This is a genomic window from Streptomyces sp. Edi2 (genome assembly GCF_040253635.1).
GTDB lineage: Bacteria > Actinomycetota > Actinomycetes > Streptomycetales > Streptomycetaceae > Streptomyces.
In genome coordinates this window covers 1716024-1730534 of the sequence record NZ_JBEJGX010000003.1, presented here as the reverse complement: position 1 = coordinate 1730534, position 14511 = coordinate 1716024, and the positions used below count along the sequence as shown (strand labels likewise).

Below are 14511 nucleotides of genomic sequence, written 5' to 3'. Positions count from 1 at the left end.
GCTCGTCACGCCGCCGCCCGCCAGGAACACGGACCGGGAACGTAGGGTGGCGCCCATGCCCACGCTGATCCTGGTGCGGCACGGCCGCTCCACCGCCAACACCGCCGGAGTGCTCGCCGGACGGGCCCCCGGCGTCGCCCTCGACGAGCACGGCGCCGCCCAGGCCGCCGCGCTGCCCGCACGGCTGTCCCGGGTGCCGCTGACCGCGGTCGTCTCCAGCCCGTTGCAGCGCTGCCGGGAGACCGTGGCGCCGCTGCTGGAATCCCGGCCGTGGCTCACCCTGCACGTCGAGGACCGGATCAGCGAATGCGACTACGGCGACTGGTCGGGCCGCAAACTCGCCGAGCTGAGCGACGAGCCGCTGATGGAGGTCGTCCAGCAGCACCCCTCAGCGGCCGCCTTCCCCGGCGGCGAGTCGATGCGCGCGATGCAGGCCAGGGCGGTGGACGCGGTACGCGACTGGAACGCCCGCATCGACGAGACGCACGGCCCCGAGGCGGCCTACGTCATGTGCTCGCACGGCGACCTGATCAAATCCCTGGTCGCCGACGCCCTGGGCATGCACCTCGACCTCTTCCAGCGGATCTCCGTCGAGCCCTGTTCGGTCACCGCGATCCGCTACACCCGGCTGCGCCCCTACCTCGTACGGCTCGGGGACACCGGTGACTTCGGCTCTCTCGCGCCCCGGGAGGGCGGCGGCAGCGCGGGGGCCGACCGGGACGCGGCCGTCGGCGGTGGTGCGGGAGCAGCGTGATCAGTCGGCGCAGTAGGGTGGTGCGACGGCGCTGCCCGCCACGCACCTGCGATCCGCGCAGTGACCGCAGGACGTGCAGCGACCGCAGTGACCCCGCAGTCGAGCAATCGGAGCAGGACGTTGTCCCGTCAGGTGTTCTTCTACGACGCGCCGGACCGCTTCGTGGCCGGTACGGTCGGGCTGCCTGGCCGCCGTAGCTTCTACCTCCAGGCCACCGCCTCCGGCCGCACCACCAGCGTCGCCCTGGAGAAGACCCAGGTCGCGGCACTCGCCGAGCGGATCGACGAGCTGCTGGACGAGGTCGTACGGCGCAGCGGCGGCAACGCCCCGGTTCCCGCCGTCTCGCCCGCCGAGCTGGCCGACTCCGCCCCGCTGGAATCGCCCGTCGAGGAAGAGTTCCGGGTCGGCACGATGGCGCTCGCCTGGGACGGCGAGGACGAGCGGATGATCGTCGAGGCACAGGCCCTGGTCGAGCTGGAGGGGGACAGCGACGAAGACCTCGCCGACGCGGAGGAGCGGCTGCTCCAGGACGACGAGAACGGCCCGCCGATGCTGCGGGTGCGCCTCACCGGAACCATGGCCAGGGCGTTCGCCAAGCGGGCGCTCGAAGTGGTCAACGCCGGCCGCCCGCCGTGCCCGCTGTGCAGCCTGCCGCTCGACCCGGAGGGACACGTATGCCCGCGCCAGAACGGATACCGGCGGGACGCCTGAGCGCCATGCCCGTCGAACCTGCCGGGCAGGCCGCGCCGCTGCCCGGCCCCGCCGCACCGAAAGACCCGCCGCCGGCCGCGCCGGAACCCGCCGGGGACCGGCCGGACGCCCTGTTCACCGACGGTGAGCTGACCGTACGCGGCCGCATCCCCGAGGCGTCCAACGCCGTTCTCTACTGCACGGTCGCGCAGGACGGCCGCACCGCCGCCTGTGTCTACAAGCCGGTCGCCGGTGAGCGCCCGCTGTGGGACTTCCCCGACGGCACGCTCGCCCAGCGCGAGGTCGCCGCGTACGAGATCTCCCGCGCCTGCGGCTGGGACCTCATCCCGGTCACGGTGTTGCGCGACGGCCCCCACGGCACCGGCATGGTCCAGGAGTGGATCGATCCGCCGGAGAGCAGCGACGAGGTGCCCGAGCTGCTGGCCCTGGTGGAGGACGAGGAGCCGGGCCCCGGCTGGAAGGCGGTCGGTTTCGCGCAGGTCGGCGAGGGCCGCACCGCGCTGCTGGTGCACGCCGACCATCCACGGCTGCGGCGGCTCGCGGTACTCGACGCCGTGATCAACAACAGTGACCGCAAGGGCGGCCACCTGCTGCCCGGCGCCGGCGGAGAGTTTTTCGCCATCGACCACGGCGTCACGTTCCACGCCGAGGACAAGCTGCGCACCCTGCTGTGGGGGTGGGCGGGGGAGCCGCTGACCGACGAGGCGCTGGAGGTGCTGCGGGGCCTTCAGGAGGCACTGGAGGACTCCGGGCCGCTCGCCGCCCGACTGGCCGAACTGATCACGGATGACGAGGTCGCGGCGCTGCGGGCGCGGGTGGCCGGGCTGCTGCGCAGCGGCCGGCACCCGGAGCCGAGCGGCGAATGGCCCGCCATCCCCTGGCCGCCGGTCTGAGATTCCGCCGTGGGCGCGGCGGGACACCGCCCGGTCCGCTTGCATGTTCGGACGCTGAACACAAGACCGCCTTTCCGGCCAGACCTCTGATCCCGTTCGTAGACGGAACATCCGTCCGGTTAGGCTCATCTCATGCATGCATGGCCCGCTTCTGAGGTCCCCGCCCTGCCTGGCCAGGGCCGCGACCTGAGGATCCACGACACCGCGACCGGCGGACGGGTAACCCTCGACCCCGGTCCCGTCGCCCGTATCTACGTGTGCGGCATCACGCCGTACGACGCCACCCACATGGGGCACGCGGCGACCTACAACGCGTTCGACCTGGTTCAGCGCGTGTGGCTCGACACGAAGCGCCAGGTTCACTACGTGCAGAACGTCACCGATGTCGACGATCCGCTCCTGGAGCGGGCCGTTGCCACCGGCGTCGACTGGACGGCGCTTGCCGAGCGCGAGACCGCCCTCTTCCGCGAGGACATGACGGCCCTGCGGATGCTGCCGCCCCGCCACTACATAGGCGCCGTCGAGGCGATACCCGGCATCGTCCCGCTGGTGGAGCGGCTGCGCGACGCCGGCGCCGCCTACGAGCTGGACGGTGACACCTACTTCTCCGTCGAGGCCGACCCGCACTTCGGCGAGGTCTCCGGGCTGGACGCCGAGGCGATGCGGCTGCTGTCCGCGGAGCGCGGCGGCGACCCCGAGCGCGAAGGCAAGAAGAACCCGCTCGACCCGATGCTGTGGATGGCCGCCCGTGACGGCGAGCCGAGCTGGGACGGCGGCTCGCTGGGCCGCGGCCGGCCCGGCTGGCACATCGAGTGTGTCGCCATCGCCCTGGACCTCCTCGGCATGGGCTTCGACGTCCAGGGCGGCGGCTCCGACCTCGCCTTCCCGCACCACGAGATGGGCGCCTCGCACGCCCAGGCGCTCACCGGCGAGTACCCCTTCGCCAAGGCGTATGTGCACGCCGGGATGGTGGCCCTGAACGGCGAGAAGATGTCCAAGTCCAAGGGCAACCTCGTCTTCGTCTCCGTGGTGCGGCGCGACGGCACCGACCCGGCGGCGATCCGCCTGGCGCTGCTGGCGCACCACTACCGCGCCGACTGGGAGTGGACCGACGCGGTGCTGGAGGAGGCCGTTCAGCGGCTGGCGCGCTGGCGTGCCGCGGTCTCCCGTCCCGACGGCACGTCCGCCGACGCCCTCCTGGAGGAGATCCGTACGGCGCTGGCCGACGACCTGGACTCCCCGGCCGCCCTCGCGGCCGTGGACCGCTGGGCCGCGGCGCAGGAGTCCGGCGGCGGCAGCGACGAGGGCGCTCCCGGCCTCGTCTCCCGTGCGGTCGACGCACTGCTCGGCGTGGCCCTGTAACCACCCGCCGCACCCGTCCTCAGGGGCGCCTTCGCCGACCGGCGGAGGCGCCCCTCTTGCCATCCTTCGTGCCGGCCCGCCGGCCGGCGGGCGCGCAGAAATCCAGCAACCCGGCCCAAGAGTCCATGGTGGCGCGGCCCGGGCGCGCACTAGAGCTGCGGGCATGAGGAAACCAACAGCACTGCGGGTGGCGGTCGTTGCCGCGCTGCTCGGACTCGTGGCGGCCGTCGCGGGGCCGGCGGGCAGCGTACGGGCGGACGGCCGCGCACCCGCGCAGACCGTCGGCGACATCACCGGCTTCGCCGCGGACGGACCCGTCTACCGTCTGCACGCGGGCCGGGCCGAGGCACGCGTCAGCTTCGTGACGGACCGGACCTTCCGTATCGAACTCGCCCCGGACGGCACCTTCACCGACCCGACCGGCAAGGACATCGTGCTGCCCCGGGGCGCACCGCCCGCCACCCACTGGCGGGACGCCGGGGACGCCTACGAACTCAGCACCTCGCAGGTCACCCTGAAGGCCTTCAAGGCGCCGCTGCGCTTCGAACTGCGGCGGGCCGACGGCTCGTTGGTGTGGTCCGAGGCGAAGGGGCTGAGCTGGGACGACGCGACCACCACCCAGACCCTGGCGCGGGGGAGCGACGAGCAGTTCTACGGCGCCGGGATGCAGAACGGGCGCGGCAACACCTCACACCGCGGCCACACCGTCGAGGTCGGCGTCGACTACCACTGGGACGACGGCGGACACCCCAACTCCGTCCCGTTCTACCTCTCGTCCGCGGGATACGGGGTCTTCCGCAATACGTACGCGCCCAATACGTACGCCTTCGACGAGCCGGTGACGACGCGCGCGAAGGAACGCCGCTTCGACGCCTATTACTTCGCCGGGCCGAGCGCCAAGGACGTCATCGGCCAGTACACCTCGCTGACCGGAAAGCCCTTCCTGCCGCCGCTGTACGGCCTGGAGATCGGCGACTCGGACTGCTATCTGCACAATGCGAACCGGGGGGAGCGGCACACCCTGGACGCCCTGAAGGTCGCCGACGGCTACACGGCACACGACCTGCCCAACGGCTGGATGCTGGTCAACGACGGCTACGGCTGCGGCTACGAGAACCTGGCCGAGACCTCCAAGGGCCTCGGCGAGCGGAAGATGAAGCTCGGACTGTGGACCGAGGACGGCATCGGCAAGCTCGCCGACCAGGTCAAGGCGGGCCAGCGGATCGCCAAACTGGATGTCGCCTGGGTCGGCGACGGCTACAAATTCGCCCTGGACGGCTGCAAGGACGCCTACAAGGGCATCGAGGACAACAGCGATGCCCGGGGCTTCACCTGGGCCCCCGAGAGCTGGTCGGGCGCCCAGCGCTGCGGGGTCCAGTGGTCCGGTGACCAGAGCGGCACCTGGGACTACATCCGCTGGCAGATACCCACCTACGCGGGCGCGACGATGTCCGGACTCGCCTACACGACCGGCGACGTGGACGGCATCTTCGGCGGCAGCCCCCGGACCTACGTCCGCGACCTGCAGTGGAAGTCCTTCCTCCCGGCGATGATGACGATGGACGGCTGGGCGGACAGCGACAAACAGCCCTATCGCCAGGGCGAGCCCTACACCTCCGTCAACCGGAAGTATCTGAAGCTGAAGGAGTCGCTGCTGCCCTACATGTACTCCTACGCGGCCGAGGCGACCCGGACCGGCGTCGGGCCGGTGCGCCCGTTGTCGCTCGAATACCCCGACGACCCCAAGGCCGCCACCGACGCCGCCAAGTACGAGTTCCTGACCGGCCAGGACTTCCTCGTGGCGCCCGTCTACCAGGACACCGGAACCCGCGACGGCATCTACCTCCCGAAGGGCACCTGGGTCGACTACTGGACCGGACGCACCTACCGGGGGCCGGCCACCATCAACGGCTACAGCGCGCCCCTGGACACCCTGCCGCTCTTCGTCAGGGCCGGTGCCGCCGTGCCCATGTGGCCCGGCATCAGGTCGTACCAGGACCGGACGGCACACTCGCCGCTCGCCTGGGACGTCTATCCGCAGGGCCGTTCCTCGTTCACCCTCTACGAGGACGACGGGGTGACCCGCGCGCACCGGGACGGCAGCAGCGCCACCCAGCGGGTGCAGGTGGCGGCACCGCGCTCCGGCGGCGGCGACGTACGGATCGGCATCGGCGCCCTGCGGGGCTCGTTCCGGGGGAAGCAGACGGCCCGGCCGTACCGCTTCACCGTGCACACCGGGGACGCCCCGCGCGGCGTCACCCTGGACGGCCGTCCGCTGAAGCGGCTGCCGTCCGCGGGCGCGTTCGAGGCGGCGGACGAGGGCTGGATCCACGACCCCGCCGACCGCGCGGGCGTCGTCCGGGTCAAGACCGCCTCCCGCCCCACCGGCCGCGCGTTCACCCTGTTGCTGAAGGGCGCGAGCGCGGTCGGCGGCCGGACCCCGGGCGCGACGGTCGCGGTATCCACGCCGGGCGGTCAGGAAGTGACCAAGGGCGTGCCGACGGCCGTACGGACGGCGCTCACCGCGGGCACCCGTACGGCACATGAGGTGTCGGTGTCCCTGTCCGCGCCCAAGGGCTGGACCGTCTCGGCGCCGGTGCGCCATGCGCGGATCGCGGCCGGAACCACCCTGCGCGACACGCCGACGCTCACCGCGCCGAAGGACGCCAGGAGCGCGGACCCGGTCACGGTGACCGCCACCGTCCGCTACCGCTCGGCCGGTGCGCCGCGCACGGCGGTGCACCGCTTCGAGGTGCGGGCCGTCCCGAAGGCGCCCGCCCAGGACACCTGGGCGAGCGACCTGGAGTGGCTGAGCGGCACCAATGGCTACGGGCCGGCCGAACGGGACCGCAGCAACGGCGAGTCGGGGGCGGCGGACGGCCATCCGCTCACCCTCGCCGGGAAGACGTACGCCAAGGGCCTCGGGACGCACGCCGACTCGGACCTGGAGTTCTTCACCGGCGGGCGCTGTACGTCCTTCACCGCGGATGCCGGGATCGACGACGAGATCGCCGACTACGGGCAGGTCGCCTTCTCGGTGGAGGGGGACGGCAAGGTGCTGTGGACCTCACCGAAACTGACCGGCGCCTCGGCACCGGTGGCGGTGGACGTGCCGCTCGGCGGCGTCCGGCACGTACGCCTCAAGGTGACCGACACCGACGGCAAGAAGTCCGGCGATCACGGCGACTGGGCGGGGGCGCGCTTCCACTGCTCGGGGTGAGCAGGCGCTGCCCCTCCCGCCTCGGGGGGAGGGGCAGCGCAGGGCGTTCAGTTTCCGGCGTCCTCCGGGCCGTCCTCCGGCCGTGTGGAGTCGGCGGAGTCCGCGCCTCCCGGGGCGCCTCCCGGCGGGTCTGCCGGTGGGTCGGGCGCGTCACCGGAGCCCTTGTTGCCCTTGCCGGTGTCCACCGGCGCCGTACCGGAGTCCTTCTGGCCCGTACCGGTGTCCTTCGGCGGCGTACCGCTGTCGTCGCCGGGCTTCGGCTCCCGCGGCTCCTTGGACACCGGGCGGGGCGGGCGGCCGCGGCCGCCGGCGGAGTCGCGGAGGTAGGAGCTGTCCCGGCCCTCGGCGAGCCCGCCCTCGGTCGCCACACCGGGAGGGGCCTGCGGGTCACGGCGGCGCAGATAGCGCTCGAACTCGCGGGCGATGGCCTCGCCGGACGCCTCCGGCAGGTCGGCGGTGTCCCGGGCCTCCTCCAGCGACTGGACGTACTCGGCGACCTCGCTGTCCTCGGCCGCCAGCTGGTCCACGCCCAGCTGCCAGGCGCGCGCGTCCTCGCTCAGCTCACCGAGCGGGATACGCACGTCGAGGAGGTCTTCCAGGCGGTTGAGCAGCGCGAGGCTGGCCTTCGGGTTGGGCGGCTGGGAGACGTAGTGCGGCACCGCGGCCCACAGGCTCACCGCCGGGACACCGGCGTGGGTGCACGCCTCCTGGAGGATGCCGACGATGCCCGTCGGGCCCTCGTAGCGGGACTCCTCCAGGTCCAGGCGGCTCGCGAGTTCCGCGTCGGAGGTGACCCCGCTGACCGGCACCGGGCGGGTGTGCGGGGTGTCCCCGAGCAGCGAGCCCAGCACCACCAGCATCTCCACGCCCAACTCATGGGCGAAGCCGAGGATTTCGTTGCAGAACGAGCGCCAGCGCATGCTGGGCTCGATACCGCGGACCAGGACGAGATCGCGGGTCCGCCCCTTGCCGTTCTTGTCGCCGACGCGGACGACGGAGAGCCGGGTCGTCGGCCAGGTGATCTTGCGTACGCCGCCGTCCAGGAAGACGGTGGGGCGGTTCACCTGGAAGTCGTAATAGTCCTCCGCGTCCAGCGCGGCGAAGACCTCGCCCTTCCACTCCCGGTCGAGATGCGCGACCGCGGCGGAGGCGGCGTCGCCGGCGTCGTTCCAGCCTTCGAACGCGGCCACCATGACCGGGTCGATCAGCTCGGGCACCCCCTCGAGCTCGATCACCCAGCGCCTCCTTCCGACCGGTCCGGCCACCTGGGGCGGCCGCCGGCAGCAGTTCCATTGCGTGCGTTCCCAAGACTACGGCGTCCGTGGTGCCGGTTCGCAGCCCCTTTGCGTGAGGGGGTCGAGATTCATCCGATCTGTTGCGGCCACGTTCGGTCAACTTCCGTACGGGGTCTGGACGGTGCCCGACGCGCGGGTCTATACATCGGATGACCGGGAGAGGTCCGATGTTCTTCCGCAACATCTCAGGGGGCATGCCCATGACTGCGGCCGACACCGTCACCGGGTTCGAGGTCCACGACGTCCGCTTCCCCACCTCGGAACAGCTCGACGGCTCGGACGCCATGAACCCGGACCCCGACTACTCCGCCGCCTATGTCGTGCTGCACACCGGCGGCGGGCCGCGGGGCCACGGCCTCTGCTTCACGATCGGGCGCGGCAACGAGGTCATGGCCGCCGCGATCCGGTCCCTCGCCCCGTACGTCGTCGGCCGCCCCGTACCGGCCACCGCCGCAGCTCTCGCCGCACTCCACCACGACCTCACCCATGACTCCCAGCTGCGCTGGCTCGGCCCCGAGAAGGGCGTGATGCAGATGGCGGCCGGCGCCGTGGTCAACGCCGCCTGGGACCTGGCCGCCGCCCGGGCGGGCCTGCCGGTGTGGGAGTTCCTGGCCGCGCTCACACCCGAGGAGCTGGTCTCCCTCGTCGACTTCCGCTATCTCTCCGACGCCCTCACCCCGGCCGAGGCCCTGGCGATCCTGCGCGCCGCGGCGCCCGGCCGGGCCGAGCGCGCCGCCCGTCTCAAGGCCGAGGGCTACCCCGCGTACACCACCTCGCCCGGCTGGCTCGGCTACGACGACGGCAAGCTGGTGCGGCTGGCGAAGAAGGCGGTGGCCGAGGGCTTCGGCCAGATCAAGCTGAAGGTGGGCGCCGACCTCGACGACGACAAGCGGCGGATGCGGCTGGCGAGGGACGCGGTCGGCCCCGGCGTACGGATCGCCGTCGACGCCAACCAGCGCTGGGACGTGGCCGAGGCGGTCCGATGGATGACCGCGCTCGCGCCGTACGCCCCGCACTGGATCGAGGAACCGACCAGCCCGGACGACGTCCTGGGGCATGCCGCGGTGCGCTCCGGCCAGCCCGTGAAGGTCGCCACCGGCGAGCACGTCGCCAACCGGGTGGTCTTCAAGCAGCTGCTGCAGGCCGGCGCCGTGGACTTCGTCCAGATCGACGCGGCGCGGGTGGCCGGGGTCAACGAGAACCTGGCGATCCTCCTGCTGGCCGCGAAGTACGGCGTGCCGGTGTGCCCGCACGCCGGCGGGGTCGGGCTGTGCGAGCTGGTGCAGCACCTGGCGATGTTCGACTATGTGGCGGTGTCCGGGAGTTGGGAGGACCGGGTGATCGAGTACGTCGACCATCTGCACGACCACTTCAGCGATCCCGTCGTCGTCGAGCGCGGCCGCTACCGCGCCCCGTCCGCGCCCGGTTTCTCGGCCCGGATGAAGCCTGCCTCGGTCGCCGCCCACCGCTTCCCCGACGGGCCGGTATGGCGCGCCCGTCGCTCCCCGCACAGCCGGCACGGCGAACAGGAGGTCTCCGCATGAGTTCCGCACCGCACCACGCCCGGCCACCGGCCGACTTCGAGGGGATGGCGGCGCTCGTCACCGGCGGCGGCTCCGGCATCGGGGCGGCCACCGCCGCCCTGCTGCTGGCGCGCGGCGCCAAGGTCGCCGTCCTGGACCGGGACCCCTCCGGCGCGCCCCCCGGGACGATCCCGGTCACGGCCGATGTCACCTCCGACGCCGCGGTGCGCACCGCCGTCGGCGAAGCGGTGGGGGAGCTGGGCGCCCTGCACACCCTCGTCGGCAACGCCGGTATCGGTGCCGTCGGCACGGTCGAGGACAACGACGACGCGGAGTGGGGCCGGGTCCTGGACGTGAACGTGCTGGGCCTGGTGCGCACCGCCCGCGCCGCACTCCCGGCGCTGCGCCGCACCGCTGCCGGCGCCCCGGGCCGGGTCTCCATCACCCACACCTGTTCCATCGCCGCCACCGCGGGCCTGCCGCAGCGCGCGCTCTACAGCGCCAGCAAGGGCGCGGTCCTCTCGCTGACCCTCGCGATGGCCGCGGACCACCTCCGGGAGGGCATCCGCGTCAACTGCGTCAATCCGGGGACCGCCGACACCCCGTGGGTCGGCCGGCTGCTGGACCGGGCCGACGACCCGGCCGCCGAACGCGCCGCCCTCAACGCCCGCCAGCCGATGGGCCGGATGGTCACCGCGGACGAAGTGGCCGCCGCCATCGCCTCCTTGGCGTCCCCGTCCGCCTCCGGCATCACCGGGACGGCGCTCGCCGTGGACGGGGGGATGCAGGGGCTGCGGCTGCGGCCCGTCACGTGACCTGCCCGCCACCTGACCGGCCAAGACCGGTCATCGGCCCCGACCCCTGTCCGACCTCGGCCCGTATCCGGCCCCGACCCGTACCCCGCCTCGGCCCGCATCCGCCCCGACCCGTACAGCGCCCCGCACCAGCCGCACACCACGACCGAGGGACCACCATGAGACTGCGTACGACCGGCGCGGTGGCCTGTGCCGTGCTGCTCGCCACCGCCGCGCTCGCCGGCTGCAACCGCGGAAGCACCGCGGGCGGCAGGATCGGCATCGACATGCCCCGTACGGACACCGACTTCTGGAACTCCTACCAGCAGTACCTCGAAAAGGACCTGGCCCACGGCGGGCCGGCCGCGCTGCCGCTGTCCAACTCGCAGAACGACATCGCCAAGGTCGTCTCCAATGTGCAGGCGCTGACCGACCAGGGCGCCAAGGCCATCGTCATGGCGCCGCAGGACACCGGGGCCATCGCCGCCGCGCTGCGGCGCCTGGCGGAGAAGAAGATCCCGGTGGTGAGCGTCGACACCCGCCCCGACGAGGGCAAGGTCTACATGGTCGTACGTGCCGACAACCGCGCCTACGGCGAGAAGTCCTGTGACTACCTCGGCAGGAAACTGGGCGGCAGGGGCCGGGTCGCCGAACTCCAGGGCGACCTCAGCTCGATCAACGGGCGGGACCGCTCCGAGGCCTTCGCGGCGTGCATGAAGAAGAAGTTCCCGAAGATCACCGTGCATGAGCTGGCCACCGACTGGAAGGGCGAGGTCGCCTCCGGCAAGCTGCAGAGCCTGCTCGCCCAGCACCCGGACGTGGGCGGCATCTATCTGCAGGCCGGTGGCGCCTTCCTGCAGCCGACGCTCGCCCTTCTGAAACAGAAGAAACTCCTGCGGCCGGCCGGCTCCGACGGGCACATCACCATCATCTCCAACGACGGCATCCCGGACGAACTGGACGCCATCCGCGCCGGAAAGATCGACGCCACCCTCTCCCAGCCCGCCGACCTCTACGCCAAGTACGCGCTGTACTACGCCAAGGCCGGACTGGAGGGCAAGACCTTCACCCCGGGCCCCACCGGCCACGGCTCGACCATCGTGAAGATCAAGAACGGTCTGGAGGACCAGCTGCCGGCGCCCCTGGTCACCAAGGACACCGTCGACGACAAGAAACTGTGGGCCAACCAGCTCGAGAAGAAGAAGTAGCGGTGGCGGCGGATGAGGCGGACGAGGCGATGTCCGGCCGGCCCGCGACGGCGGGGAACGGGGCCGAGCCGGCGGTGAACGGGCCCGCGGTGCACGGGCCCGCGGCGGCGGTGCACGCCGAGGGGATCGTCAAACGCTACGGACCCACCGTCGCCCTCGACGGCGCCCGGCTGGCCGTGCGCCCCGGAGAGGCGCACGCCCTCGTCGGCCGTAACGGCGCGGGCAAGTCCACCCTGGTGTCCGTACTGACCGGCATGACACGCCCGGACGCCGGCCGGGTCACCTTCGGCGGCGCGCCCGCGCCCGGCTGGGGCGACACCGCCGCCTGGCAGCGCAGGGCCGCCTGCGTCTACCAGAAGTCGATGACGGTGCCGGAGCTGACCGTCGCGGAGAACCTGTACCTCGGCCGATTCCAGGGCGGGCACACCATCCGCTGGCGGGCGCTGCGCGAACGGGCCCGCGAACTGCTCGCCGGGTACGGCGTCGAGGTCGACCCGGCCGCCCGGATCAAGGAACTCGGCGTCGAGCAGCGGCAGTTCGTGGAGATCGCCCGTGCGCTGTCCTTCGGCGCCCGGCTGATCATCCTCGATGAGCCCACCGCCCGGCTGGACGCCGCCGGCATCGACCGGCTCTTCGGCAAACTGCGGGAGCTGCGCGACCGGGGTGTGGCCTTCCTGTTCATCTCGCACCACCTCCAGGAGGTCCACGAGCTGTGCGACACCGTCACCGTCTTCCGTGACGCCCGGCATGTGCTGACCGCGCCCGTCCCGGGGCTGGCCGAGGACGCGCTGGTGGCGGCGATGACGGGTGAGGATGCGGGTCCCGCGCGCAAGCCGCGGACGGGCGCGCGCCCGCCCGGGGAGCCGGTGCTGCGCACCCAGGGCCTGGCCGCCGCAGGGCACTTCGCGCCGCTCGACCTGACCGTACGGGCCGGCGAGGTGGTGGGGCTCGCGGGTGCCACGGGCAGCGGCAGCACCGCGATCGGCCGGACGCTGGCGGGGCTGCGCGCCCCCGACGGCGGCCGGATCACCGTGCGCGGGCGGTCGGTCCGTACCGGCAGCGTGCCGCACGCCCTCGCCGCGGGCATCGGCTACGTGCCCGAGGACCGGCACCGCGAAGGGCTCGTCCCGGGCCGCAGCGTCGCCGAGAACGCCACGCTCACCGTCGCCGACCAGCTCGGGCCGATGGGCACCGTACTGCCCTCCCGGACCCGTGCGTTCGCCCGCCGGATGATCGCGGCACTGGACATCAGGGCCACCGGGCCCGGCCAGCCGGTGTCCGGGCTGTCCGGCGGCAACCAGCAGAAGGTCGTGATCGCCCGTGCGCTGGCCCGCGAGCCCGCCGTGCTGGTTGCCGTCCGGCCCACCAACGGCGTCGACGTCAAGTCCAAGGACGCGCTGCTGGGCGTCGTACGGGAGGTCGCGGACGGCGGCAGCGGCGCCTTGATCGTCTCCGACGAGCTGGACGACCTGCGGGTCTGCGACCGGGTGCTGGCGGTCTTCCACGGCCGGGTGACCGCCGAATTCGCCGCCGGCTGGCGCGATCACGAACTCGTCGCCGCGATGGAGGGCATGGCGGAGGGCGCAGGCGCCGGCGAGGACACCGATGCCGATGCCGACGCCGGGCCCGGTCCGTCCGGTACGGGCCGCGATCCCGCGCCGGAGGCCCGTACCCCGCGGGGAACGGAAGGAACGCAAGGAACGGGAGGGACCGCGCCATGACCGAGACCGTCTCGCCGCCGGCCACCGATGTGGCGGAGCGCCCACCGCGCCGCCGGCCCCGGATCGATCCGGCCCGCTGGCGGGATCTCTCCCTGGTGCCGGTGATCTTCGTGCTGGGTGTCATCGGCTTCATCGTGTCGCCCGCGTTCCTCACTCAGGACAACCTCGTCGGCGTCATCCAGCAGTCCACGGAGCTGGGCCTGCTGGTGCTCGGCGAGGCGCTGATCCTCATCAGCGGGCGGATGGACCTGTCGCTGGAGTCCACCATCGGCCTGGCACCGGTGGTCGCCCTGTGGCTGGTGATGCCCGCACACGGCGGCCGCTTCGCCGGGCTGGAACTCTTCCCGGCCTGGGCCGCGATCCCGCTGTGCCTGGCCGTGGGCGCGGCGATCGGTGCCGCCAACGGCTTCCTCATGCTCGTCCTGCGGGTCAACGGCTTCATCGCCACCCTCGGCATGCTCACCATGCTCCGCGGCCTGCAGGTGGGCCTCTCGGAGGGCCGGTCCATCGGCAATGTCCCGGAGTCCTTCGCCTATTTGGGCCAGGCCGACTGGCTGGGCGTCCCGGCCGCCGTCTGGATCTGTCTCGCCCTCTTCGCGCTCGGCGGCGCGGCCCTCGGCTACCTGCGGCACGGGCGGGCGCTGTACGCCATCGGCGGCAACCCGGAGGCGGCCCGCGCGGCCGGCATCCGGGTGGACCGCCTCACCTGGATCGTGCTGGCCGTCGGCGGACTGCTCGCCGCCTTCGCGGGCATCCTCTACACCGGCCACTACGGCGCGGTCTCCGCGAGCCAGGGCAACGGCTGGATCTTCCAGGTCTTCGCCGCCGCGGTGATCGGCGGCATCAGCCTCAAGGGCGGCCGGGGCACGCTCTTCGGCGCGCTCACCGGTGTCCTCACGCTCCAGCTGGTCATCAATGTGATGACCCTGGGCGGCGTGCCACCGCTGTGGACGCAGTTCCTCAACGGCATGATCATCATCATCGCGCTGGTCATCTCCCGGTTCACCAGCGGCGAGAAGCAGGACTGAGG

Annotated in this window: 11 protein-coding genes; 10 read left to right on the top strand and 1 reads right to left on the bottom strand. The window is 72.7% G+C overall.

From position 1 onward, the window contains the following. Positions 1 to 55: 55 nt before the first annotated feature. The 5 genes from ABR737_RS11145 (at position 56) to ABR737_RS11125 (ending at position 6940) form a co-directional block, all read left to right on the top strand. Entirely contained in the window at positions 56 to 754 is a 699-nt protein-coding gene (locus ABR737_RS11145; RefSeq protein ID WP_350250023.1) for a histidine phosphatase family protein, read from the top strand. A 120-nt stretch (positions 755 to 874) separates the two neighbouring features. After that, complete coding sequence (locus tag ABR737_RS11140) at positions 875 to 1465, top strand: DUF3090 domain-containing protein (RefSeq protein ID WP_350250022.1); 591 nt, start codon at positions 875 to 877, stop codon at positions 1463 to 1465. Between the two features lie 5 nt (positions 1466 to 1470). After that, positions 1471 to 2358, top strand: a complete 888-nt coding sequence (locus tag ABR737_RS11135) for an SCO1664 family protein (RefSeq protein WP_502964305.1) — start codon at positions 1471 to 1473, stop codon at positions 2356 to 2358. A gap of 132 nt (positions 2359 to 2490) precedes the next feature. Continuing rightward, complete coding sequence (mshC, locus tag ABR737_RS11130; RefSeq protein ID WP_350250020.1) at positions 2491 to 3720, top strand: cysteine--1-D-myo-inosityl 2-amino-2-deoxy-alpha-D-glucopyranoside ligase; 1230 nt, start codon at positions 2491 to 2493, stop codon at positions 3718 to 3720. A 163-nt stretch (positions 3721 to 3883) separates the two neighbouring features. Next, positions 3884 to 6940, top strand: a complete 3057-nt coding sequence (locus tag ABR737_RS11125) for an NPCBM/NEW2 domain-containing protein (protein ID WP_350250019.1) — start codon at positions 3884 to 3886, stop codon at positions 6938 to 6940. Positions 6941 to 6987: 47 nt separating this feature from the next. Here the strand turns inward: ABR737_RS11125 and ABR737_RS11120 are convergent, their stop codons facing one another. After that, positions 6988 to 8175 (bottom strand): PAC2 family protein, encoded by a 1188-nt coding sequence (locus tag ABR737_RS11120; protein ID WP_350250018.1) that lies wholly within the window; start codon positions 8173 to 8175, stop codon positions 6988 to 6990. Between the two features lie 260 nt (positions 8176 to 8435). On the opposite strand from ABR737_RS11120, the gene ABR737_RS11115 reads away from it, so the two are divergent. From ABR737_RS11115 to ABR737_RS11095, 5 genes are all read left to right on the top strand, one after another. After that, complete coding sequence (locus ABR737_RS11115) at positions 8436 to 9779, top strand: enolase C-terminal domain-like protein (RefSeq protein WP_350250017.1); 1344 nt, start codon at positions 8436 to 8438, stop codon at positions 9777 to 9779. Next, complete coding sequence (locus ABR737_RS11110) at positions 9776 to 10573, top strand: SDR family NAD(P)-dependent oxidoreductase (protein WP_350250016.1); 798 nt, start codon at positions 9776 to 9778, stop codon at positions 10571 to 10573. Before ABR737_RS11115 ends, ABR737_RS11110 begins: the two co-directional genes overlap by 4 nt. A 158-nt stretch (positions 10574 to 10731) precedes the next feature. Then, on the top strand, positions 10732 to 11760 hold the full coding sequence (locus tag ABR737_RS11105; RefSeq protein WP_350250015.1) for a sugar ABC transporter substrate-binding protein: 1029 nt from the start codon (positions 10732 to 10734) through the stop codon (positions 11758 to 11760). A gap of 29 nt (positions 11761 to 11789) precedes the next feature. After that, on the top strand, positions 11790 to 13481 hold the full coding sequence (locus ABR737_RS11100; protein ID WP_350256747.1) for a sugar ABC transporter ATP-binding protein: 1692 nt from the start codon (positions 11790 to 11792) through the stop codon (positions 13479 to 13481). Then, entirely contained in the window at positions 13478 to 14509 is a 1032-nt protein-coding gene (locus ABR737_RS11095; RefSeq protein WP_350250014.1) for an ABC transporter permease, read from the top strand. Before ABR737_RS11100 ends, ABR737_RS11095 begins: the two co-directional genes overlap by 4 nt. Positions 14510 to 14511: the final 2 nt, after the last annotated feature.